This window comes from Nonomuraea sp. bgisy101 (genome assembly GCF_057708945.1).
In genome coordinates this window covers 1-22532 of record NZ_JBYITD010000068.1, presented here as the reverse complement: position 1 = coordinate 22532, position 22532 = coordinate 1, and the positions used below count along the sequence as shown (strand labels likewise).

Below are 22532 nucleotides of genomic sequence, written 5' to 3'. Positions count from 1 at the left end.
ACTGCACCTATCGGCTTCGTGGTCGGCGCCGCGCGTGTAAGCCGGAGGTTGTGGACGCGTTCTCCCGGCTACATTCTTGGCGCAATCACGATTGCGTTCGGCGTGCTGGCCGCGACGCAGGCCTGTGCCACGGTGAACTGGATCGAAGGCCGGCCTGCCGGGGTCGGGGATCCGGACGGCGAGTTCGTCATGGCAGTGTTCGCTGTGCTCTCCGGAGCGTTCACGACCTTTGTCGGCGTGGTCATCGTTTTCGTGCGGCGAGGCCTAGGGGCACCTCAAGGATCATCTGTACAACACACATGATGATCGTGTCGTAGTTCACATCGTATGGAACTGTGCCGTTGGCCGGAACGGGCCACTGCGTCGAAGCGCCTGTTGATCTTCAAGGTCCACGGGCCTTAACCGGGGGTCCGGTCACCTGCGAAGGCGCTGGGGGCCACTCAGCCGGCAGGGCTCGTTGTAGACGTGGACGTGATGACCGGCGCTCCGGTGACCGACACCCAGGTGATCAAGATCGCTGATCGACTACGTTCTGATGGGCGGCCAGCCACACTATTGCTCGGCATGGAAGCGACCGTCATGCTGCTGCGGGGCTGGCCCCCGGAGGCCTGGCAACCCTGCTGACGGGCAACGGGGTGCCGTGCATCTCCTGCCATACTCCAGCAGCGTGACAACGAACTCTTCCCTCACACTGGTCGTCGGCGACCGCGACCCAGAGCTGAACAGGCAGCTCGACGAGGCGCTGACCGCCTTCAACGCCGCCGCTACCGGCGTATCCGACCAGACGTCCTTCTCCGTCAAGGTCACTGACGAGAACGGGGAACTGGTGGGAGGCCTGGCCGCATGGACCTGGGGAGGTCTGTGCGGCATCGACATGCTGTGGGTTCGAGAAGAGAGCCGCAAGGATGGATGGGGCAGCAAGATTCTCCAAGCCGCCGAGGCGGAGGCTCTGCGACGCGGCTGTGATCGCGTCGCAGTCTCGTCGTTCACCTTCCAAGCTCCCGGGTTCTATCAGCGGCACGGCTACGTCGAGACCGGGCGAATGCTCGGGATACCCGGCGGGCACGACGACGTGCAGATGTTCAAGGCTCTGACGGGCTCGCCAAACGCTTGAGCCGGCGGGGTACTCCGGCTCGGGGATGATCGCCAAGGGGTGCGCCATCAATGGATGGAGCCGGGGGCTGATCGTCCGGAACACGTGCCCCCTTCGGGCAAGGTAACCGGCAGACGGGCGGGGCGTGCTGGCGGGCCCTCCTGTCGTGATCACAGCCTTGCGACGGAAGGCGCGTGGATGAGCGACGCGACAGCAGCGTTCACCGACGGCGTCGGACAGACCTGGGTCTGCGTCGGCTTCGTGCGGGACCTGGCCCCTCAGGAAGCCCTGCATCGGATCGGCGCCACGCCAGGCGTCGCCGCCTACGCGGCCGACGGCGGAACGGTCCTGACCGAGTACGGCTGGCCTCCGCCCGCACGTCGGCGATGCCCTGATCCGGTGACGCCGGCCATGAGGATCCGGAACACGGATCTCCGCGACGCGGAAGGATCGGCGGCGGGCCAGGAGCTCGGATCTTCCCACCCCGATCCTCCCGGAGGCGCAGGTGTCGGCAGCCCGTTCCGCTTCGCGCGCTTCCTCATCGCCTTCTTCGGGTCGGCGAGCGCTGTGGTGCCTCATCCGCCAGCGCCGAAAACCGTACACTCCCACCCTCCAGTGCACTAACCGGTCGAAGAATCCTGTCAGAACCGGCGAAGCGGGGCTTTCGACTCATCTTGCGTATGGCTACTATCGGGCCACTAATCGCCTACTGAGGCGATTTTCGTCAAGGACGCACCGACCGACGAGGAGAGTGTCCTGCACGTGGCTGGATGGGGCAGGGTCGGGCGACGACGAGCAGAGACCGTGGCCGACGGGAACGGATTATCAGGCTCAACCGGTGGCGGGCCGAGGCGGCCGGCCGGTTCTCGCCGCCTGCGTCTGCGTACCGTGCTGATCATTGTCGTGATCGTGCCGGGCATGACGTTCGCCCCTCTGCTGGCTTCGGGCATGTCCCAGCTGTCCAGTCAGTGGCGGGCGGAGAAGGCCCAGATGGATCTGGCCACCACCACTGTCGGCAGACCCGCGGCCGACCTGTTCTTCAGCCTTGACCAGGAGCGACGGCTCACCGCGGAGGTGCAGGCCGCCCCCCGCGGCACCTCCCGCGACAAGCTCGTCAAGCAGCGCGCGGTGACCGATCAGGCCGTGGACGCCTTCCGCCCGCTGGCAGCCCTGGAGATCACCAACGGGCAGGAGGGACTCACCGACGCCATCGCCCGGACCGACCGTGGCCTCGGACTCCTCGACCAGCAGCGCCGGGCGGTGGACGCGGGCTGGTCCAGCCAGCAGAAGGCGTTCGACTACTACAGCGGCGTCCTCGAGTCGGACCTCGGCGTCCTCACCGCCCTCAGCCACACCGATCACGGCGAGGTGAACAGCAAGGCGGAGACTCTCATCGACCTGTTCTGGGTCGTCGACATGGTCGGCCGCGAAGACGCCGTTCTGGCGCGTGGCTGGGAGACGGGGCGCCTGACGAGGGAGGAGTACGGCCTTGTCGCCGACGCCATCGGCACCAAGAGGCACCTCCTGCGGTCCCGGGTGATCCCTGGTCTCCTCGCCAACGAGAGGCAGTACGGCACGCTGACGACCAGCAAGGCGTGGGAGACCATGACCGCCCTGGAGGGGCGGCTGCTCACCTCTGGTGTCGGCGCCGAGAGCGACCAGGTGACGCTCCGCGAGATCGGCCCCGCGTGGCGCTCCTCGGTGGACACGTTCACCGCGCAACTGCTGCAACTCCTCAGCCTTCGGCTCGAGAACGTCAGCACGATCGGCTACAGCCATGCCAACCGCCTTTTCGTGATCTTCATCAGTATCACCAGTGTGGGCCTGCTCGCCCTGGGCTTGGTGATCTTCACCAGCTGGCGTCTCACCTCCGTTCTTCGCCGGCGCATCCGCCACCTGCGCGAGGAAGCCCTGGAACTGCAGGAGCGGCTGCCCGACGTGGTCGCCCGGCTGGAGCGCGGCGAGGACGTCGACGTGGACGCGGAAGTGCACATGGTCGAGCCCACCCCTGACGAACTCGGCGAGCTCGGGCAGGCCCTCAACCTGGCCAGCCGTAGCGCCGTCTTCACCGCCGTACGGCAGGCCGAACAGCACCGTGGCTTCCAGCGCATGCTCCAGCGCATCGCCCGCCGTACGCAGATCCTCATCGGTCTTCAGCTGAAGAAGCTGGACGAACTGGAACGCAAGCACGAGGACCCCGAGGTGCTTGAGGGCCTGTTCGACCTGGACCATCTCACCGCTCGGCTGCGCCGCTACGAGGAGAACCTGGTGATCCTCGGCGGCGGCCAGCCGCAGCGCCGCTGGCGCAAGCCGGTTCACCTGCTCGATGTACTGCGCGCCGCGCAGGGCGAGGTCCAGGACTACCGGCGGATCACGATCGACGTCGAGGGCGAACCCTGGATCGCCGAACGCGCGGTGGGACCGCTGGTCCACGTCCTGGCGGAACTCATGGAGAACGCCACCACCTTCTCCAAGCCGCTGACCCCGGTCGAGGTGCGGGCCTCGCCGGTCAGCCGGGGCATCGCCGTGGAGATCGAGGATCGCGGCCTGGGCATGGAGCCCGAGCAGTACGCCGCCGCCAACGCCCTGATGAAGTCGCCGCCGCAGCTCGACGTGATGACCCACGCCGACGACGTGCGTCTCGGCCTGTACGTGGTCGCCAGGCTCTCCGCGGGCCTGGGCCTCCGGGTGGAACTGCGGCCGTCGGCGTTCGGCGGTACCCGTGTCATCGTGTTGCTCCCGGAACCGCTGGTGGTGGACCGCCCCCGTGCCGTACCCGAGCCGGCCGTCCCCCGGGAGGTTCCCCAGAACCCCGCAGGTTCGCAGCCCCACCCACAGGAAGGCGGTACGGCCGGCCCGCGCGTGGCCCACGAGGACGCGCAGTTGCCGACCCGCTCCAGGGGACGCGCGATGGCATACGTCACGGCACCCGGCGCCGGATCGCATCGGGACGACGCACCCCCGCCGTCCGACCGCCGGCCGCTGCCCCAGCGGGTGCGCCAGGCCAGCCTGGTCAACGAGCTCAAGGCCCCGGCGGACGGGGATGGACAGACCGGCCAGGACACGTGGGCCGTACGCGACCAGCCCACCCGATCCGGTGCCACGATCGGCGCCTTCCAGCGGCAGTCCCGCATGCGCAGGACCGGTGAGGACGCCTTCCAGCCCCGGCCGAGCGGTCCCCCCGAGCCCAGTCCCCCTACGACGGAAGATCGATGATGACGCAGCGAACCACCGCCACCGACACCGACCTGGACTGGCTCCTGGACGGCCTGGTCGATCGGGTCGCGGGCACCCGGCACGCCATCGTGCTGTCCGACGACGGCCTGGTGATCAGCCGGTCCCGCACCATCGAACGCTCGGACGCCGAACGCCTCGCCGCCATCGCCACCGGCCAGCAGAGCCTGGCTCGCGGTGTCGGTCAGCTCTTCAGCGGCGGACCGGTCCACCAGGTCATCATCGAGATGGCCGACCTGTGGCTGTTCGTCACAGCCGCGGGCCGCGGCACCCATCTGGCCGTCGTCGCGTCCCAGGAGGTCGACGCCGAACTGATGACCGTCGCGATGCACACCCTGATCCAGCAGGTGGGCCAGAAGCTGGGCACCGGCGCGCGTACCCCGCGGCCTGAAGACACGGGGAGACGCGGATGAAGCACTGGACGGAGGGCTTCGACGACGACGATGACGCCGACGAGCCCCTTGTCCGTCCCTATACGATCACCGGCGGGCGAACCACCCCTGAACGGGACGACCTGACACTGATCACGGTGGTGACGGCGTTTTCCGAGGTCTCTTCGGAGGCCGGACGCGGCCCGAGGAGACTGCAGCCGGAGCACCGCACCATCCTCGCCCTGTGCAGGCGGCCCCTGGCGGTGGCCGAGGTCGCCTCCGCGCTGAACCTCCCGGTGTCAGTGACCAAGATCCTCATCGGCGATCTGATCGAGGCCCGTCAGCTGCGGGCCCGGCCACCGCTCGCCTTCGCGCAGGCAAGCGGCCTCCCCGGTATGAAAATCCTTGAGGCGGTGAGGGATGGACTACGCAAACTCTGACCACGGGAACGCCGCTCCCCTGGCAGTGAAGATCCTTATCGCCGGAGGTTTCGGCGTCGGGAAGACGACCCTGGTCGGCGCGGTGAGCGAAGTCGCCCCCCTCCGAACGGAGGAGTACCTGACCCATGCCAGCGTCGGCGTCGACGATCTGGAAGGGGTGAGCGGCAAGTCCACTACGACCGTCGCGCTGGACTTCGGCCGCATCACGATCAGCGGCGAACTCGTGCTCTACCTGTTCGGCACCCCAGGCCAGGAACGCTTCTGGTTCATGTGGAACGACCTGGTCAACGGGGCGATGGGCGCGGTCGTCCTGGTCGACACCCGCCGGCTGGACGTGAGCTTCGCGTCGATCGACTTCTTCGAGAGCCGCGGCATCCCCTTCGTCGTCGGCGTCAACTGCTTCCACGGCGTCAAGGACCGGACCCAGGAGGAGATCCGCAGGGCACTCGATCTCGATCCGCAGGTGCCACTGGTGCTCTGCGACGCCCGCGACCGTACGGCGGGCCGAGACGTACTGCTGGCGCTCATCGACCACCTGATGGCCGCCCAGTCCCGTACGGCACCGCAACCCGTGGTTCAGTGAACCTCAGTCTTGGGTGCCCGCGGTCGATAATCGTCGCCGACCTCGCCCCACAGCGACTCTGAGCCCGCCGGTGGCCAGTCGTCCTCGTCCTGCTCCAAACGGAAGACGACCTTCACGTGATCGTCGAGGGGCATCACGGTTCCTTCGCCGTCGTCCGGTGCGGCAGAGTGTAGATGATCTCACGGGCCATTCGCGGGCAGGGTCAGGGCTCCGCGGCGACCATGCCCGATATGCTCCGCCACCCACCCGCTGGGCGGAGGATGAGGGCTTAGGCTACGTTTCGCTTGCCGGTCGGCCGAGGGGTGCTGATGAGACAACACGTGCGCGTTCCGCTGCCGGACGGCGGTTCGCTGGCGGCGACGGTCGCCCTGCCGGAGGGGACCGCACCCGCGACCGGATGGCCGGGAATGGTGGTCGTGCACGAGATCTACGGCGTCGAACCGGACATGCTGGATGTCGTGGACCGGTGCGCCGAGCATGGATACGCGGCGGTCTTACCCGATCTGTACAGCCACGGCACCAGGGTCGGGTGCCTGGCGCGGGCCATGCACCAACTCGCGACCGGTAAGCCGGGCCGGCCGACCGCCGACATCGACGCCACCCGGCGGTGGCTGGCAGGCCGCGAGGACGTCGACGGCGCCCGGCTCGGTGTGATCGGATTCTGCATGGGCGGCGGGTTCGCCCTGGCGTACGCGGCGAGCGCGCCGCCCGGCGTGCGGGCGGCGTCGGTGAACTATGGCGTGGTTCCCCGGGACCAGGAGCAGTTGCGGTCGGTGTGTCCGGTCGTGGGCTCCTACGGCGGCCGCGACCAAGGCTTCCGCTCGCACGGCGCGCGGCTGCAGGAGCACATGCGAGCGCTCGGCATCGAGCACGACGTGGAGATCTATCCGGCCGCCGGGCATTCGTTCATGACGGACGGGCATCACCCCGTCGCGAAACTCGCGCTGTTCCCGCTGCGCCACGGCCTCGTCCGTCCGGCGGCGGACGAGGCGTGGCGGCGTACCTTCGCCTTCTTCGACGAGCACGTCGCCGACCACGAGTAGCGAACAGGGCGCGCGGGACACCGGCGGGGTCAGGCGCGGCGGAGCGTCCGTCCGGCGGCGGCGATCACCGTGGTGGTCAGCACCCAGCCGCTCATGACGAGCACCATCGTGACCAGTTTCGACACCCCGAGCGGGTCCCACGCCTTCTCGTGGCCGAGGTCGACCAGTGGTATCAGCAGGTCGAGGGAGTACAGCCACGGATCCCAGGTGGGATGTTCGTCGGCTTTGACGGGGCACAGCCCAGGGCCTGCGGGGGGACATCCGGGCGTCCCCAGGGAGAACCAGAGGCTCGCTCCCACCAGCACCAGCCCGAAGATCGCGAGCGCCCGGCCCGGCGCGTAGCCGTACCCGATCACCGCGTCCTGCAGGCCGCCCCACAGCCGGATCATCAGGTTCTTCGACTGGTGCGACCGCCGGATCGAGGCCAGGCGCACCGCGCGGGCGTCGCCGTCCTGGCCTGCCAGGTCGAGACAGGCGGCGAGCTTCTCGTACGGCCCGGCCGCGTAGGTGGGGGTGGCGCGTTCGAGCCACAGCAGCCGCTCGGCCACGGGAAGGTCGGAGTCGAGGCGTTCGTAGTGGAAACCGGAGATGTTGATGCCCGCGGCCACGGGCCATGAGGTGGCACCGTCGGCCAGTTCCTGGACGTTCGCCGACGCCAGCGAGATGGCGTGGACGGGCCGGGCGGCGGGTTTGAGCACGAGCGTCTCGGCGGTGAGCCCGTCGGCCCGCAGCGCGGACGGCCCTTCGGCGGCGAGATGGGTGCCTTCGAGCCGGACGGTGCGACCGACGGTCGCGCTGTCCAGCACCAGTTCCCGCTTCAGCTGGGCGCCGCGCAGGTCGACGTCGCCGACGATCCGTGCTCCTGTGCACCGTACGGCCAGGCCGCGCCATTCCCCCTTGGCGTCGACCGCCGAGCCGCGGGACGACTCGTCGGCGCTGAGGCCCGTCAGGGTGGCATCGACCAGACGCAGGTCTCCGTCGAGCAGGCATCCCGCGAGGTCGACCAGGCCTTCCACGGTGCACCGGTCGGCTATGAGGTCGCCGGTGACGTGCAGTCCCGAGGCGGCCAGGGCTCTGCCACGCGGATTCTTCAGCGTGGCGTCCGTCAGCCTCAGGTCGACCCCGACCGCGGCGTTGGTGAGTTTGACCGATCCGGTGGCGGTGAAGGAGCCGGTGGCTTCCAGAGATCCTTTGAGGACGGCGCGGCGCAGGTCGAGGGCGGTGCCCGAGCCGTTGGCGATGGTGGCGTCGATGAAGTTGGTGTTGCCGTCGACCTGGATGGCGGTCAGGACGACCGCGCCGTCGGAGGCGCAGTTCCTGGCCACCAGATGGTTGCCGATGCGCGCTCTGTCGGCGTTCAGCGCGGCCGCCGTACCGGCGGCGGACAGTTTGGCGCCCGCGACGGAGAGATTGCAGTCGATCCTGGCGCCGTGCAGGTAGAGGGGGGCGGCCAGGTCGAGGTCGGCGAAGAGCGCCGATCCCTCGACTTCGAGGTGGTCGGCGCGGACGGCGTCCTCGTCCTTCTTGACGTCGCCGACCTTGGCGCGCTGCAGGCTGATCTGGCAGCCGACCACCATGTGATGGAGCCGGACCGTGCCGCGGAAGCGGGCGTCCTCGCACTGGAAGGCGAGCGCGACACGGCAGTGGTCGAGGGCGAGGGCGATGTCTAAGGGCCGCGACACCTCCAGGCGGTTCAGCATCACGTTGCCCTCGAACACGGAGCCTTCCAGGAACACGCCGCCCGTCACCTGCACGCCTGTGTGCCCGACGACGGAGGCCCCGACGGCGAGCTTGGGCGCGTAGAGCGCCCACTGGCCTGGTGCGGCCAGCTTGGCGTTGTTCAGCCGCAGGTCGCCGTCGATCCGTACGGTCTCCATGCTGAACACGCCGGTGACCTGGACGGCGCACATGTCGAGGTCGCCCGCGACATGCGTCCCGTCGAGCCCGACGGCCCGCTCGGCCTGCCCCCCGTCGATCGTCGAGCCCGTGAGGAGAAGGTCGCCGCCTATCTCGCCGTCCTGGACGTGGACGGGGCCGAGGAAGCGGTTGCCGCTCAGCCACGCGGGACCCGAGCATCTGACCCGCTGCGCGTCCAGCCCCGGCAGCAGGCAGCTGGTGAAGCCGATGAATTGCGCTGTCGCGTCGTTCAGGAAGGGGGCCCGGTCGAAGACGCACTCGTCGAAGGAGAACGACGCCAGCTCGGCGCACCCGACGTCGAGCCAGCCGGACACCCGCGCCCCCTTGAGCATGAGCCTGGCGGGCTTGCCGGGGGACTGCTCGGGGCCGTGCATGAGCAGATGGCTGATGACCTCGGCGCGAATGATCCGTTCCGGCCCCCAGTACTCGCTGCCGGGCGAGCCGGTGACGGGGCTCGGCCCCTCCAGGTCGAGCTGGGCGCCCTCACGGAACGCGGCCCACAGCCGTTGCTCCGAAGGGCTCCAGTCGTCCGGGGGTGACAGGTCCGACGGTCGGGTCATCCGCATCTCCACAGCGAGCCGTGACGGTTACCGGTGAGTCCCCGAAGATACATCGGGCCGAGGCCGGGAGTGATCTTTCCGCCGCCGCCGACCCACGACGGACCGGCAGCCCCCAGTACATTGGCCGGCTCGGACCTGGTGGCGGCGCCGGGCCGGCGTCTAGGGTGCCGGAATGATCGAGCTGCCGGAGGCGTTCGCGCGGAGCACCGTCGAGCGTGAAGGAGAGCCCGGAGGGGCGTGGCTCGCCGTACTGCCCGGCATCGTGGACGAGTTGATGGCGCGCTGGGAGTGCGTGCAGGACGGCGAGGTCGTGCACGGAGGTGTCGGGGTCGTCGTCCCGGTGCGACGACGGTCCGAGGGGATCGCCGTGCTGAAGGTGTCGTTTCCACACCCCGGAAACGTCCACGAGCCGCACGCGTTCGCGGCGTGGGGTGGGTGCGGAGCCGTTCTGCTGCACGAGCGGGACGACGGGCGTTTCGCCATGCTGCTCGAACGAGCCCAGATGTCGACGCTGGCGGAGGTCGACGATGGCGATGAGGTCGCGAGTGTCGCGGGGCGGATCGGTCGCCGGCTCGCCATCCCCGCGCCGCCTGGCCTTCCCCGGTTGCGGGAACGGGCCGGTGCCTGGGAGGAGCAGCTGCGTAGGGATGCCGAGGAGCTGACACACACTCTGTCGCCTTACGTGGTGGACGCCGCCGTGGCGACGGTCCGTGAACTGGGCCGCGTCCAGCCGGACATCCTCGTCCACGGCGACCTGCACGCCGGAAACATCCTGCGCGCCGGCCGGGAGCCGTGGCTGGCCGTCGACCCCAAGGGGTACGCGGGAGACCCCGCCTACGACGGCGGCACGCTGCTCAAGTCGCGGGTGCTGACGCTCCTCGAAGCGGACGACCTGCGGAAGGCTCTCCTCCGTACGCTGGACGTCTTCGCCGAGGCCGCGGAGCTCGATCGTGAACGCGCCCGGCGCTGGGCCCAGCTCCACGCCGTCCAGGCCGCGTTCGGGGGCCGCCGCCACGGGTTCCGTATCGCCCGCAGCGGATCACGGCTGGACAGGTTCATCGAGATCGCGGACCACCTGGCGGAGCTGCTGACGGACCGCCCGTAGACCATAGGTCGTGGGTCAGTGATGTAGTAGGTGGACGATGGCGGCGGTGCCCACCGCCACGATGAGCATGCGCAGTACGGCGGGGCTGAGGCGGCGGCCCACCTTGGCCCCGATCTGCCCGCCGAGCGCGGAACCGGCCGCGATGAGGGCGACGGCCGTCCAGTCGAACCTCGCGGAGAACAGGAAGAAGAGCGCGGCGACGCCGTTGACGATGGCGACAAGGACGTTCTTGACGGCGTTGAGGCGTTGCAGGGTCTCGTCGAGGAGCGCGCCCATCAGGGACATGTAGATGATTCCCTGGGCGGCGGGGAAGTAGCCGCCGTAGACGCCGGCGAGCGTCAGGCCGGTGAAGAGCAGCGGCCCGCTGTCGGGGCGGGCGGGGCCGCCGGCGCATTCGCGGCTGCGCCGTACGCGCCTGGTGATCTGGGGTTGGAGGACGACCAGGACGAGGGCCAGCCCCACCAGGGCCGGGACGATCTTCTCGAACGCCGTAGGGGGCAGCGCGAGCAGGAGCGTGGCGCCCGTGAGCCCGCCGAGCAGGGCACCGATGCTCATCTTCAGGATGCGCCGGCTCTGGCCGGTGAGCTCCTTGCGATAGCCGACGGCCCCGCTGATGGAGCCGGGGATCACACCGAGCGTGTTGGAGACCGCGGCGGTGACGGGCGGCATGCCGGTGGCGAGCAGAACGGGAAAGGTGATCAGTGATCCGGAACCGACGACGGTGTTGATGGCGCCCGCGCTGACGCCTGCCGCGAAGACGGCGAGCATTTCCCATGGCGTCACGCTGTCTCTTCCTTCGCGGAGTCGGCGGCTGTGCCCGGCGGGACTCTCATCCAGCCGACGCTAGGCGGGAATCACTTCGGCGCTCACCGAAGTGTCCCGGCTCCACGCCGCCGTCTTCCCCTCAGCCCGAGGATCGCCGCGCTGGCGGAGGGCCCTGGGCGAACACACGGCTCGTCGCCCGACCGGGGTCCCCTCAGGGGGGCGGCAGGGGGAACCCTGATGCCGGGGCGGATCGGTGGCGACAGCATCGACCCATGCAGATCGCCAGATCAGCGGCCGTGGCCGCACCGCTTCTCATGCTCGCGTACGGGGTCATCAGACTGGTCGGCCGGATGGACGGCGTGTACGGACCCGGCCTGGACTGGCAGGCCGCCCACGTGGCGAACCTGGCCGGACTGGTGCTGTTCGTGTTCCTGGTACTGGGCATCCGCCGACTCCTCACCCGCAGCGTGGGCAGGGAGGCCGTCGTGGCCATCACGCTGGTCGGGGCCGGCACGTCGATCGTGCAGTTCGTGGCGGACATCGCCTGGGGCGGTCGCCGACCTCACCGGCGGGCGCGGCGCGCACGTGGTGCTCGACTTCGTCGGCGAGGGAGGTACCGAAGCCGAGGGTGTGGCGATGCTGCGCCGCGCGGGCTCGTACTTCGTGATCGGCTACGGGGGACGTGTCGAGATCCCCACCATCGACATCATCTCCAACGAGATCAACGTGATCGGCAATCTCGTCGGTTCGTACAACGATCTGGACGAGCTGATGGCCCTGACCGCGCGGGGGAAGGTGCATCTGCACACCAGGAAATATCCCCTCGAAGCCGTTGACGAGGCCATGGACGACCTGGACGGCGGGCGCCTGCAGGGCCGGGGAATTCTCGTACCCACGAGGAGCTGAGATGTACGAAAAGGATGGCCAGAAGTACTTCGTCGTCGACGGGCACATCCATTTCTGGGACGCCAGGCCGGCGAATCAGGCGAACCGCTACGGCGAGGGCTTCATCAACTGCTTCTACGACTACCACCGCAATCTCTCTCCGGCGCCGGAGGTGTGGTCGCTGGAGGAATTCTGGCAGCAGAGCGAGGAACGGATCCTGCACGACGTCTTCGAGGTCGGCTACGTGGACAAGGCCATCTTCCAGCCGACCTACCTCAACGACTTCTTCGTGAACGGATTCAACACCACCGAGCAGGACGGGGTGCTCGCGGAGAAGCACCCGGACAAGTTCATCGTGAACGGGTCGTGGGATCCGCGCGACGGCGAGGCGGGACTTCAAAGGCTCGAGGCGCTGGCGAAGCGCTGGAACCTCAAAGGGGTCAAGCTCTACACCGCCGAATGGAAGGGCGCTTCGAAGGGCTGGAAACTGACCGACCCGTGGTCCTACCGGTACCTGGAGAAGAGCCAGGAACTCGGGATCCGCAACATTCACGTCCACAAGGGGCCGACGATCTACCCGCTCAACCGGGACGCGTTCGACGTGGCCGACGTGGACGAGGTCGCGAGCGAGTTCCCCGAGCTCACGTTCGTCGTCGAGCACTGCGGGCTGCCCAGACTGGAGGATTTCTGCTGGATCGCCACGCAGGAGCCCAACGTCTACGGCGGGCTCGCCGTCGTGATGCCGTTCATTCACACCAGGCCGCGCTACTTCGCGCAGGTGATCGGCGAGCTGCTGTACTGGCTCGACGAGAACCGGATCACCTTCGCCAGCGACTACGCGATCTGGACGCCCAAGTGGCTCATCGAGCGTTTCGTGGACTTCCAGATCCCCGAAGACATGCGCGGGGAGTACGGCGAGCTCACCCCTGAGGTGAAGAAGAAGATCCTGGGCCTCAACGCCGCCCGGCTCTACGACATCCCGGTACCGCCCGAGCTGGACGTCGTGGAAGCCCACGCGGGTAGCGGCGAGCCCGTCGCGTCAGGGCCGAAGGTGCCGGCGTGAGCGTCCCGCCTCCCGGCGGCGGCGTCTGGGCCGCGCTGGCGACCGTGCGGGATCCGGAGCTGGACGAGCCGATCACCGAGCTCGGGTTCGTCAGCGAGGCCGAGGTCCACGAGGGGCGCGTTTCGGTACGGCTCCGCCTGCCGACGTACTTCTGCGCCCCGAACTTCGCCTACCTGATGGTCGCCGACGCCCGCGACGCGGTACGAGCGGTACCCGGCGTGGTCGCGGTGGACGTGCGGTTGGAGGACCACTTCGCGGCCCACGAGATCAACGCGGCCGTCGCGGAGGGCGCGGGGTTCACCGGGTCCTTCCCCGGCGAGGCCTGCGGAGAACCTGACGAGCTGCGCCTGACGTTCCGGCGCAAGGCCTACCTGGCGAGCCTCGACCGGATGTGCGCCCGGTTGACCGCCGAGGGCCTGCGGTCCGGGCGGCTGCGGCTGGGCGAGGTTCCGGAGTCCCCGGAGCTGGCCCGGCTGCTTCACCGCAGGGCCGAGCTCGGGCTGGACTGCTCGCCGCAGTCGCCGCTGCTTCTCGACGAGCACGGCGAGCCGATCCCCGCCGAGGAGGCCGCGCCGCGGCTGCGGTTCGCCCGTGCCGTACGGGTCAGCATCGAGGGCAACGCCGACTTCTGCCGAGGACTGCTCCATACGCGGTACCCCGAAGCGGCGGAGCGGGACCCGTCACCTCCGGCAGGCGAACCGACCTGACCCGTCGGAATGGGAACGCGTGTGGACAGCCCCGCCGAGAAGATCTTGACTGGAGGAACAGCGCGGGCGTCGTCGTCTCCCATCCCCGAAGGGGCCGGAAAATGATCGAAATAACCGGCTTGACCAAACGCTATGGCGACAAGACGGCGGTGGACGGGTTGACGTTCAGCGTGTTCCGCTCACGCGACACCTGAGCCCGCCCGTCGCTATCGCCGACGGTCTCGGACAGCGCCGTTCCTGCTCCAGATCAGCGGCCGGAGTTCCGCGGGTTCGCCGGGCGCGTGTTCCCCCAGCACCTCCCTGCGGGAGACCTTGGCGACGGACACCCGCTGGTGGTAGTCGCGGAAGGTCTGCACCTCGCCGTCACTCCGGCAGAGTTCCCACTTCGGGCCGTCCAGTTCGGTGTAGGACATCCCCTCGTCCACATCGTCACCTATCGTGGCGACGCTGACGGCCCAGCGGCGGAGCAGGGAAGCCGAGGCCCGCACGCTGAGCACCCCGTCGAGCCGCGCCACCTCGGCGGCCCGGACGTCATCCTCCGGACGCCACCGCCGCCACCAGGTGCCGTCGGCCCGGCCCTGCCCCCGCGCCACCATCCCCCGCCGTGCCCGCGGAAAACCGATTCCCCGCTCGCACCGCTCTCACTACACTCGCCACGAACGGCGCGCTGCCACGACACCGCAGCGCGCACTGACGAGGGAGAGGAGCCGGCCGTGCGCTACAGCACCGCTGCGGTGGTTCCCCCGTCACGACACGAGGTGATCCTGGTGTCTTCGCCGGCCCGGCATCGGCTGCGCGGCCGACGCCGGATGTCCCCCTGACGAACACCTGATCCCTGCCGGCCCGGCACTCGACTGATCGACCGGGCCGCCCCTTCGCGGTCGCGCCGCACCAGGGTTTCGCCATGGCCTGACTCCAGGCCGTCTCGTCGGGGAATCGCGCTGTCCTGTTCGGATCCTCTCGAAGGGCCAGAGGCCATGCGTGCCAACCTGCACCGTCATCTCGTCGACCAGCCGGACGGCGTCCGCAACCTGGGCGTCCTCGCCCATGTCGACGCCGGCAAGACCACCGTCACCGAACGGATCCTGTACATCACCGGCGCCACCTACAAGCGTGGCGAGGTGCATGACGGGACGACCGTCACCGACTTCGACTCCCAGGAGCGCGATCGTGGGATCACCATCTTCGCCGCGGCGGTGAGCTGTTCCTGGGACGGTCACCGGATCAACCTGATCGACACCCCTGGCCACGTCGACTTCTCGGACGAGGTGGAGCGCGCGTTACGGGTGCTCGACGGCGCGGTCGCGGTCTTCGACGGCGTCGCGGGAGTCGAACCGCAGAGCGAGTCGGTGTGGAGGCGGGCCGACCGGTACGGCGTGCCGCGCATCGCCTTCGTCAACAAGCTGGACCGAGCCGGCGCCGACCTCGACGCGGCTGTCGGCTCGATCCGCGAGCGGTTGCACAGCGTCCCGCTGGTGGTCCAGTTGCCGATCGGCCGGGAGGACGGGTTCGTCGGAGTGGTGGATCTGCTGCGCATGCGGTCGCTGGTCTGGGCCGACGGCCAGGACACGGTCACGGAGGGCCCGGTGCCCGACGACCTGTACGAGGAGGCGCGGCGGCGACGCCGCTCGCTGGAGGAGGCGGTCGCCGAACTGCACCCGATCGCGTTGGAGGAGTTCTGCGCGGAGCAGGAGATCTCCGCAGGCACTCTCGCCACAGCGCTGCGCGACCTGACCAGGACCGGTGAGGGCGTGGTGGTGCTGTGCGGATCGGCCTACCGCAACAGGGGGATCGAGCCGCTGCTGGACGCCGTCGTGTCCTACCTGCCCTCGCCGGTGGACGTTCCACCGGTACCGGGCACCTGGGACGGCGAGGCGCAGGAGCGTGCCGCCGATCCGGCGACGCCGCTGGCCGCGCTGGTGTTCAAGGTGAGCGCGACCGCCACAGGGCGGCTGTCCTACGTGCGGGTGTACTCGGGCACGATGCGGAAGGGAGACACGGTGATGGACGCGGGCGCTGGACGCACCGAACGCGTCGGCCGGATCCTGCGCGTCCAGGCCGACCGGCACACCGAGGTGGACCAGGCCGTGGCCGGGGACATCGTCGCCGTGGTCGGGCTGAAGGCGGCCCGTACAGGGGCCACGCTGTGCGCACCCGCCGCGCCGCTGGTCCTCGAGCCGCCGTCCGCCGCCGATCCGGTGGTCTCCGTGGCGGTCGAGGCCCGCACGAGCGCCGGTACCGGCCGGTTGGCCGCGGCGTTGGCGCGGCTGGTCGAGGAGGACCCTTCGCTGGCCGTACGGACCGACGCCGAAACAGGGCAGACGGTGCTGTCGGGGATGGGCGAGCTGCACCTGGAGGTGGCGGTGGAGAAGATCCGTCGCTCCCATGGCCTGGATGTCGGCGTCGGCCGTCCGCAGGTGGCGCACAGGGAGACGGTCGCCCGCGGTGTGTCCGGCCTGCTGTACCGGCACGTCAAGCAGGACGGGGGCGCCGGGCAGTTCGCCCACGTCGTCCTGGACGTGGATCCGCCGGACCCCGCCGGTGACGACGCCACGGGCTTCGTGTTCCGTTCGACCGTCGTCGGCGGGCGGGTCCCGCGGGAGTACGTCCGTGCGGTGGAAGCCGGCTGCCGGGACGCCCTGGCCGCCGGTCCCCTCGGCGGTCACCCGGTGACCGGCCTGCGGGTCACGCTGACCGACGGCGCCACCCATCCCAAGGACTCGTCGGAACTGGCCTTCCGTACGGCAGGCCGGCTCGCGCTGCGGGAGGCTCTGCGCGCCTGCCGCATGGTGCTGCTGGAGCCGGTGGTCGAGGTCACGGTGACCGTGCCGGACGACGCCGCCGGCGGGGTGCTGGGTGACCTGGCGGCACGGCGCGGCCGCGTCTCGGGCACGACCGCCAGGGCGGGCACGGTGGTGATCACCGCGACCGTGCCGCTGGCCGAGGTGTTCGGCTACGCGACCAGGCTGCGGAGCCGTACCCAGGGCAGGGGGACGTTCACCACCCGGCCCGCGGGTTACGCCCCGGTGCCGAGCGCGGCGTCCACGGAGAAGCTGTCCAGGTAGGACCCGGCGACGGCCCCGCCATCAGGGCGGGGCCGTCCCAGGCCTCGCCCCTCCGGTCGGCTCAATCGCCGAAACGGGTCTCCAGCTCCTCGTAGTCGGCGCTGATCTGCCGCAGGAGCTCTCGCAGGGTGTCGCCGTAGACGGCGACCGCGGCGAACACGTCGAAGGCGTCCGCGTGCTCCCCTGTCGCCGCCGGCTCGGCCGGGGTGAGATCACCGGTCAAGGTCTCGACGACGCTCACCACCCCGTCGAGGACGGTGAACCCGTGCGGCGGGAGGCCGGGCGCCGTCACGGTCCCCGGCACGATCCCGAGGCTGACGTTCGACAGCGTGGAGGCCCGCGCGAGCCGTTCGAGCTGCGCCCGCATCAGGGCGGCCGATCCCAGCCAGGTCCGTACGGCCCCCTCGGTGAGGACGAACGAGAACTGCCGTCCGAACTCGAACAGCAGGCTCTGCGCCTCCATGCGGACGGCCGCGGCCTCCGCGACGTCGTCCTGTCCGGTCTCCGCCGCGAGAGCGAGTGCCGTGCGCGCGTAGTCGGCGGTCTGGAGCAGCGAGGGGATCATCACCGACTGGAACACCTGGATCCGGTGCGCCGAACGGAGCCGGGCCGCGTTCGCCGCCTCCCTGCCGGCCATACCGCCCGGCTCATCCAACGCCCGCAGGCGATCCCGACGATCCTCCACCCCAGCGTTCTACCACCCAGGCCGCCCTACCTGGGCGCTGATTCGGATCTCTCCAGAATTGTCCTCATCGCATGCGACATGCGCCCGTTCCGGTGCTCCGCTGAGTGCGGCCCACGGCTCTACTGGTAGGACCAGCCGCTCCACCTGTCCACCGTGATGACGACCACCGGGCCCTCGGGTGGGCGGGAGCGGTACGGCTCGTAGCGCTCGGCCAGGCGTGCGATCCACGTCGCCCGCTCGGACGGATCCTCGGCGATCACCGCCCTCCCGTCCGCCCGCGCCCACCACAGCCGTGACCAGTCCTCGTCGTAATGGTCCACGAGCAGGCAGACCCGGTCGTTGGCGGCGATGTTCCTCAGCCTGCGAAGGTCCGGAGTCGTCTTCGGCTTGTGGTCGACGGCGAACGCGATCAGGTCGTCCCGCACGGCGAACACGATGGGCACGAGATGCGGTGTTCCACGGGCGTCGGCCGTGGCGAGCGTGGCGGTCCGCGCTGCCGCGAATCTCTCCCTGGCGGCGAGCTCGTTCATGACGGCATTCAACCGCGCCGCGGCCGTCCCGCGCTGCCGCCGGCCGGCTCCGCGGCGTACTACCGGCTCCGCGGCGTATCAGGAGCCGCCGGCAGAGAGGCTGCTCGCGGCCGGCCAGATCGAGAAGGCGTCCACATACGGTCGCAGCAGCGCGGTGAGTTCCGCGTCGCCCCTGTCGTTGAGCGCGTTCTCGCCGATCTGGCGCGCGGCCCCGGCCAGGAGGTCGGCGACCTGGACCCTGGGATCCGTCCGCGAGTCGACGAGCCGCAGGCCGGCCAGCCAGCCGCCGCGTGCCGTATGAAGCCGGGCGATCCGATCCTCCGTCAGCAAGGTTTGCCGATCGTGGACGATCGAGACGGGCCGTTCGCCTTCGCCCCAGTAGGCGACGGCCCGGATGATGGCCGGGATCAGCGGGTCCAGCACCGGCATCGGCTGAGGGTCGTCGAGCAGCTCCGCTCTGAAGGCCTCCATACGAGGCCTGGCGCGCGAGATCAGCCCCATGATGTCGCCGATCCGCCCCCGGGCGCCCAGGCCGCCGACCATGCGGAACACCTCGTCGACGCGGACTCCAGGCCCGCGTCCGTTCTTGGTGCGCAGCAGGTCGTTGAAGGACTCCAGGAAGAGGTTCCATCGCTCGGGCCCGAGGCTGTCAGGGCCGTCGCGGTAGAGGTCGGCCGCCATGTGGCCGTCGGCGTCCTCCTCCGGCGCGATCAGGTCGACGACCCTGCTGACGACGAAGAACGCCTTGTCGATGAGGTACACGTGCGTGTGGCCGAGGAGCGGCCCCGACGGGCCGAGCATCCACTTCAGGGCTTCCCGATGCTTTGTGCGCCGGATGACGTCCGACTTGTACTCCAGCGTGGGAGAAGGCGCTCTGTCGCGTACCTCCTGGATGCAGGCCGCCGCCGAGGCGACGTCCAGCCGTACGCCGGCGTGGGCGAAGACCTTGGTGTTCCCGCCGACGAGCTTCTCTCCTTCCGAGCCGGACTCGTCGCAGGCGATCTCCAGCACCGATTCCATGGACGCCAATCTCGCAAAGTGCCACGAATCACTCAAGTGGATTACCAGGCGGCGGAGGAGGCCGGCGCGGGTGAAGGGGGCGGCGGCGGCACGCCAGGCGCGCACCCTGAGGGCGCCGATGGCGGGCGCGTCGGCCAGCTGGCGGCCCCGCGAGCCCGCTCCACGGAGGGCCCCCGGCCGCAGCGAACACAGCCTCCAAGAGGGGGTGACAGCCAAGGCAGTCGGCTGGTGGTGGCAAAGGTCGAGGAAGCGCCGTGTGTCTCCGTTGACCCATAGGAGCGGGCTGAATAAATTCCGACCCGTTCTGCGGCCGAGTGAAGCGGTGGAATCGGATGCGTTCGATCATTCGTGCAGTTCAGCGGGATCATGGCTGTCGTCGCCCCGACGCGGCGCAGCGCACAGGGCCGCCCGGATCCGGCGAGGAAGACCCGGCATCGGGGGTGGTGCGCTGCTTCGGCGAGCGGCCCGTGCCCTACGACGAGCCGGTCGAGGAGAGCGGGGCGCTCGTCGAGCCGTCTCCTGGTGAGCTGCTCGCCGCCGCCCGCGGTGCCGTGGCCGAAGGGAGCCCGTTGATCGTCGCCGCGCGGAACGACGCCTACGCGGGGTTCCTCCGTTCGCTGTGGCTGGAGCATCCGGAGCTGGCGGTCGGTCTGGTGATGACCACCGGCGACGTCGTGACGCCCGTCGGACCCGGGCCCGGCTACCACGAGCTGTCCGTCGACGAGCGGGGCGGTGTGTGGCGCAGGGAGAGCGTGCCGCTGGAGCTGCCCGAGGGGGAGATTCCGCTCGGACCCGATGACGTGGTGCTGGTCAGCGGTGGCGGCAAGGGGTTCGGGCACGCGTGCGCGAAGGCGCTCGGTGAGGCGACGGGAGCCAGGCTCGCGCTCTTCGGCCGTTCCGAGCCCGACGACGATCCGGCCCTGGCCGCCGATCTAGGCGCTCTCACGACGGACTACGCCTATGAGCCGGCCGACCTCGGTGACTCCCTGGCGGTGGCGCATGCCGTACGGGCGCTGGAGGAGCGGCTCGGGCAGGTGACGGCGATCGTGCACGCGGGCGGGGTGAACCGGCCCGCCCGGTTCTCGGAGCTGAAGGACGGGGAGATCGCGCTGCACGTCGCGCCCAAGGTGGGCGGGCTGGAGGCGCTGCTCGCCGTGGTGGAGCGGCCGCGGCTGGTGGTGACGTTCGGTTCGGCGGCCGGCAGGTACGGCAGGGCCTGCGGCTCGCACGTGGCCCTCGCCAACGGGCTGATGCGCGACAGGGCGCGGAAGGCGGGGAGCCTGGCACGGCGGGTGCTCACCATCGAGTGGGGGAGCGAGGGCAGGTGCGACCTGTTCCTTCGCCTGCTGGCGGTGCCCGATCTCTCCGGAACGGTCTCCGTCCGTACCGGCGAGGACCCGCATCCGCAAAAATGAGGGCATGAACGAGCAGTGGCAGGAGATCGGCGATCGGGTGTTCGTCCGCCGGCACGAGTCCTATGACCTGAACGTGGGGCTCGTCGTCGGTGACGGTCAGTGCCTGGTCCTCGACACGCGGGAGTCCCATCCGAAGGCCGCCGACCTCGTCGACGCCATCAGGAAGATCACCCCGGACCCCTGGGTCGTCGTCAACAGCCATGCCCACTTCGACCACTACTTCGGCAACGCGTTGTTCGTCCCCGCCGAGTTCTGGGCGCATGCGCGGGCCGCCGAGGAGATCAAGAGGGACGGCGAGGGGACCAGGGACAGGGTGGCGGCCTCCAGGGAGCCCGAGGCGGCGGACGTCGAGATCGTGGTGCCTGACCACACGTTCACCGAACGGGCGACGCTGGACATCGGCGGCAGGCCGGTGCATCTGCGCTACTTCGGCAGGGGGCACACCGACAACGACATCATCGTGCACGTGCCCGACGCTGGTGTGATCTTCGCGGGGGACCTGGTGGAGGAGGGGGCGCCCCCGGCGTTCGACGACGGGTACCCGCTCGACTGGCCGGGCACGCTGTCGGCGATGCTGGCCGCGCTGGGGGAGCCGGTGATCGTGCCGGGGCACGGCGCGGTGGTGGACCGCGCGTTCGTCACCGCCCAGATGAACGACCTGGCCGTCACCGCTGACCTGGCCCGTCGCGCGCACGTGGAGGGGCTGCGCGACCTGATCTCGCAGATCCCCTATCCGCAGGCGATCGAGCGGGCGTTCCTGCAGCTCGACGCAGGGTGACCGCGAGCCGGCGCCGCCGGCCCGCGGGATCGGGTGAGTCGACTACTACCTGGAGGCCATATCCGTGCGGTCGGCTATAGTGCATTCTGCAATATAGGAGGAGGCATCATGGCGCGACGCCACGATCTGGTCGGACTGACCGTGCTGGCCATGCTCTCGGTGCGCGCCAGTCACCCCTACGAGCTCCACCGCTTCATCGTCGACACGCACAAGGACTACGTGACGGGGCTGCCCCGCAGCCTTTACCACGCGGTCGAACGGCTGGCGAAGGAGGAGCTGATCGTGCCGGTCGAGACCACGCGGGAGGGCCGCAGGCCGGAACGCACGGTCTACGAGATCACCGAGGAGGGCCGTGCGGAGCTGTCGGTACGGCTGCGCAGGCTGCTCGAGCAGCCGGAGGCGGATCGGCGGGCCTTCACGGCCGCGATCTCGCTGATCGGCTGTCTGCCGTCGGCCCAGGCCAAGATGGCGCTGCGCACCCGCGCGGCCAGTCTCGAAGGGGGCATCGCCGGGCTCGTGAGCCATCGGCAGGCGCTGGCCGACGGCGGGCTGCCCGAGGTGCTCGCGCTGGAGCTGGAGTGCGCGCAGGCGCTCCAGGAGGCGGAGCTCGCCTGGGTGCGGGGGCTGATCGGCAGGATCGACGAGGGGCGGCTCGACTGGCCTGGCTCGGTCAGAAGCGCGCTCCTCGAGCAGGTGCTCGACTGACAGAGGAGGCCGTCGAGGCAGGCCATCGAGGCGACCCACAGGGAGGTGTTCAAGCTCCCCATCAAGATCGACATGGGGGGTGGGGAGCCGCAGGTCAAGGAGCTGGGCCCCGGCGTGCGGCAGGCGATCGTCCAGGGCGGCTCCAACGGCCGCGCCTCGGTCGTCACGTTCGTCGCCGTGGAGACCGGCGGCGGCCGGCGTTTCGCGTTCTTCCAGAACACGAGGGTGACCAAGCCGTGAAGAAGCTCATCACCGAGGTGTCGGGCGTGGTCGAGGCGCCGGTCGCGCACGTCGAACGCGAGCTCAGGAAGGCGCTCGGCGGCGAGCTCCACCACCAGGGCGGCTGGTGGTACAGAGGCGAGTGGTCCGTGGAGCCCCACCCCAGGGGTTCGCTGGTCGTCCACCGCGTCTACAACGTCGCCGAGTGGTTGCGCTGGGCCGTGCCCCTGGCCAACAGGTTCTTCATCGGCTTCGACGAGGCCACCAGGGAGGGCTTCCGCCAGATGACGGCGAAACTCTCCTGACAGTCGTGGGGGGGGGGGGGGGGGGGGGGGGGGGGGGGGGGGGG

At 69.9% G+C, this 22532-nt stretch carries 24 protein-coding genes; 18 read left to right on the top strand and 6 right to left on the bottom strand.

Annotation, left to right across the window (positions count from 1 at the left end; genetic code table 11):
* The 8 genes from AC3EO4_RS54075 to AC3EO4_RS54040 all read left to right on the top strand — a co-directional run.
* The coding region (locus AC3EO4_RS54075) for a hypothetical protein (protein WP_431904398.1) at positions 1 to 303 on the top strand (303 nt) is incomplete at its 5' end.
* Between the two features lie 162 nt (positions 304 to 465).
* Complete coding sequence (locus AC3EO4_RS54070) at positions 466 to 624, top strand: hypothetical protein (RefSeq protein WP_431904396.1); 159 nt, start codon at positions 466 to 468, stop codon at positions 622 to 624.
* 43 nt (positions 625 to 667) lie between these two features.
* Positions 668 to 1114 (top strand): GNAT family N-acetyltransferase, encoded by a 447-nt coding sequence (locus AC3EO4_RS54065; RefSeq protein WP_431904393.1) that lies wholly within the window; start codon positions 668 to 670, stop codon positions 1112 to 1114.
* Between the two features lie 867 nt (positions 1115 to 1981).
* Positions 1982 to 4309: a sensor histidine kinase gene (locus AC3EO4_RS54060; protein ID WP_431904391.1), complete on the top strand. Its 2328-nt coding sequence runs from the start codon at positions 1982 to 1984 to the stop codon at positions 4307 to 4309.
* Positions 4309 to 4740 (top strand): roadblock/LC7 domain-containing protein, encoded by a 432-nt coding sequence (locus AC3EO4_RS54055; RefSeq protein ID WP_379573036.1) that lies wholly within the window; start codon positions 4309 to 4311, stop codon positions 4738 to 4740. The genes AC3EO4_RS54060 and AC3EO4_RS54055 overlap by 1 nt, the downstream gene beginning before the upstream one ends.
* Complete coding sequence (locus AC3EO4_RS54050; protein WP_379572767.1) at positions 4737 to 5138, top strand: DUF742 domain-containing protein; 402 nt, start codon at positions 4737 to 4739, stop codon at positions 5136 to 5138. Before AC3EO4_RS54055 ends, AC3EO4_RS54050 begins: the two co-directional genes overlap by 4 nt.
* On the top strand, positions 5119 to 5721 hold the full coding sequence (locus AC3EO4_RS54045) for a GTP-binding protein (RefSeq protein ID WP_431904387.1): 603 nt from the start codon (positions 5119 to 5121) through the stop codon (positions 5719 to 5721). The genes AC3EO4_RS54050 and AC3EO4_RS54045 overlap by 20 nt, the downstream gene beginning before the upstream one ends.
* Positions 5722 to 6029: 308 nt before the next feature.
* Positions 6030 to 6764, top strand: a complete 735-nt coding sequence (locus AC3EO4_RS54040) for a dienelactone hydrolase family protein (protein ID WP_431904385.1) — start codon at positions 6030 to 6032, stop codon at positions 6762 to 6764.
* A 29-nt stretch (positions 6765 to 6793) separates the two neighbouring features.
* Here the strand turns inward: AC3EO4_RS54040 and AC3EO4_RS54035 are convergent, their stop codons facing one another.
* Complete coding sequence (locus AC3EO4_RS54035) at positions 6794 to 9241, bottom strand: hypothetical protein (RefSeq protein ID WP_431904382.1); 2448 nt, start codon at positions 9239 to 9241, stop codon at positions 6794 to 6796.
* Between the two features lie 172 nt (positions 9242 to 9413).
* Here AC3EO4_RS54035 and AC3EO4_RS54030 point away from each other — a divergent pair, with 172 nt between their 5' ends.
* On the top strand, positions 9414 to 10346 hold the full coding sequence (locus AC3EO4_RS54030; protein WP_431904379.1) for an aminoglycoside phosphotransferase family protein: 933 nt from the start codon (positions 9414 to 9416) through the stop codon (positions 10344 to 10346).
* 15 nt (positions 10347 to 10361) lie between these two features.
* Here AC3EO4_RS54030 and AC3EO4_RS54025 read toward each other — a convergent pair whose 3' ends face one another.
* Entirely contained in the window at positions 10362 to 11129 is a 768-nt protein-coding gene (locus AC3EO4_RS54025; protein ID WP_431904376.1) for a sulfite exporter TauE/SafE family protein, read from the bottom strand.
* 219 nt (positions 11130 to 11348) lie between these two features.
* On the opposite strand from AC3EO4_RS54025, the gene AC3EO4_RS54020 reads away from it, so the two are divergent.
* From AC3EO4_RS54020 to AC3EO4_RS54010, 3 genes are read left to right on the top strand one after another with little or no spacing between them, the layout of a single operon-like run.
* Entirely contained in the window at positions 11349 to 12017 is a 669-nt protein-coding gene (locus tag AC3EO4_RS54020) for a zinc-binding dehydrogenase (protein WP_431904374.1), read from the top strand.
* 1 nt (position 12018) lies between these two features.
* Complete coding sequence (locus tag AC3EO4_RS54015) at positions 12019 to 13059, top strand: amidohydrolase family protein (protein WP_379572760.1); 1041 nt, start codon at positions 12019 to 12021, stop codon at positions 13057 to 13059.
* The gene (locus AC3EO4_RS54010) at positions 13056 to 13766 is read left to right on the top strand and encodes an iron-sulfur cluster assembly protein (protein ID WP_431904371.1); all 711 of its coding nucleotides are present in this window, start codon (positions 13056 to 13058) and stop codon (positions 13764 to 13766) included. Before AC3EO4_RS54015 ends, AC3EO4_RS54010 begins: the two co-directional genes overlap by 4 nt.
* Before the next feature lie 206 nt (positions 13767 to 13972).
* Here the strand turns inward: AC3EO4_RS54010 and AC3EO4_RS54005 are convergent, their stop codons facing one another.
* A complete protein-coding gene (locus tag AC3EO4_RS54005; RefSeq protein ID WP_431904368.1) occupies positions 13973 to 14362 on the bottom strand; it encodes a hypothetical protein in 390 nt (129 codons plus the stop codon).
* Between the two features lie 381 nt (positions 14363 to 14743).
* Here AC3EO4_RS54005 and fusA point away from each other — a divergent pair, with 381 nt between their 5' ends.
* Positions 14744 to 16831 (top strand): elongation factor G, encoded by a 2088-nt coding sequence (fusA, locus tag AC3EO4_RS54000; protein ID WP_431904365.1) that lies wholly within the window; start codon positions 14744 to 14746, stop codon positions 16829 to 16831.
* Positions 16832 to 16892: 61 nt separating this feature from the next.
* Here the strand turns inward: fusA and AC3EO4_RS53995 are convergent, their stop codons facing one another.
* From AC3EO4_RS53995 to AC3EO4_RS53985, 3 genes are all read right to left on the bottom strand, one after another.
* Positions 16893 to 17516: a DUF5753 domain-containing protein gene (locus AC3EO4_RS53995; RefSeq protein ID WP_379572757.1), complete on the bottom strand. Its 624-nt coding sequence runs from the start codon at positions 17514 to 17516 to the stop codon at positions 16893 to 16895.
* A 119-nt stretch (positions 17517 to 17635) separates the two neighbouring features.
* On the bottom strand, positions 17636 to 18046 hold the full coding sequence (locus tag AC3EO4_RS53990) for a TIGR03668 family PPOX class F420-dependent oxidoreductase (protein WP_379572756.1): 411 nt from the start codon (positions 18044 to 18046) through the stop codon (positions 17636 to 17638).
* A gap of 78 nt (positions 18047 to 18124) precedes the next feature.
* Entirely contained in the window at positions 18125 to 19066 is a 942-nt protein-coding gene (locus AC3EO4_RS53985) for a DUF3800 domain-containing protein (RefSeq protein ID WP_379572755.1), read from the bottom strand.
* A 332-nt stretch (positions 19067 to 19398) separates the two neighbouring features.
* On the opposite strand from AC3EO4_RS53985, the gene AC3EO4_RS53980 reads away from it, so the two are divergent.
* The 5 genes from AC3EO4_RS53980 to AC3EO4_RS53960 all read left to right on the top strand — a co-directional run bounded on the left by AC3EO4_RS53980 (position 19399) and on the right by AC3EO4_RS53960 (position 22488).
* On the top strand, positions 19399 to 20481 hold the full coding sequence (locus AC3EO4_RS53980) for an SDR family NAD(P)-dependent oxidoreductase (RefSeq protein WP_431904358.1): 1083 nt from the start codon (positions 19399 to 19401) through the stop codon (positions 20479 to 20481).
* A 4-nt stretch (positions 20482 to 20485) separates the two neighbouring features.
* On the top strand, positions 20486 to 21259 hold the full coding sequence (locus tag AC3EO4_RS53975) for an MBL fold metallo-hydrolase (RefSeq protein ID WP_379572753.1): 774 nt from the start codon (positions 20486 to 20488) through the stop codon (positions 21257 to 21259).
* Positions 21260 to 21367: 108 nt separating this feature from the next.
* Positions 21368 to 21964, top strand: a complete 597-nt coding sequence (locus tag AC3EO4_RS53970; RefSeq protein ID WP_431904355.1) for a PadR family transcriptional regulator — start codon at positions 21368 to 21370, stop codon at positions 21962 to 21964.
* Positions 21965 to 22009: 45 nt separating this feature from the next.
* Entirely contained in the window at positions 22010 to 22204 is a 195-nt protein-coding gene (locus tag AC3EO4_RS53965; RefSeq protein WP_379572751.1) for a hypothetical protein, read from the top strand.
* A complete protein-coding gene (locus AC3EO4_RS53960; protein ID WP_379572750.1) occupies positions 22201 to 22488 on the top strand; it encodes a hypothetical protein in 288 nt (95 codons plus the stop codon). The genes AC3EO4_RS53965 and AC3EO4_RS53960 overlap by 4 nt, the downstream gene beginning before the upstream one ends.
* Positions 22489 to 22532 lie beyond the last annotated feature (44 nt).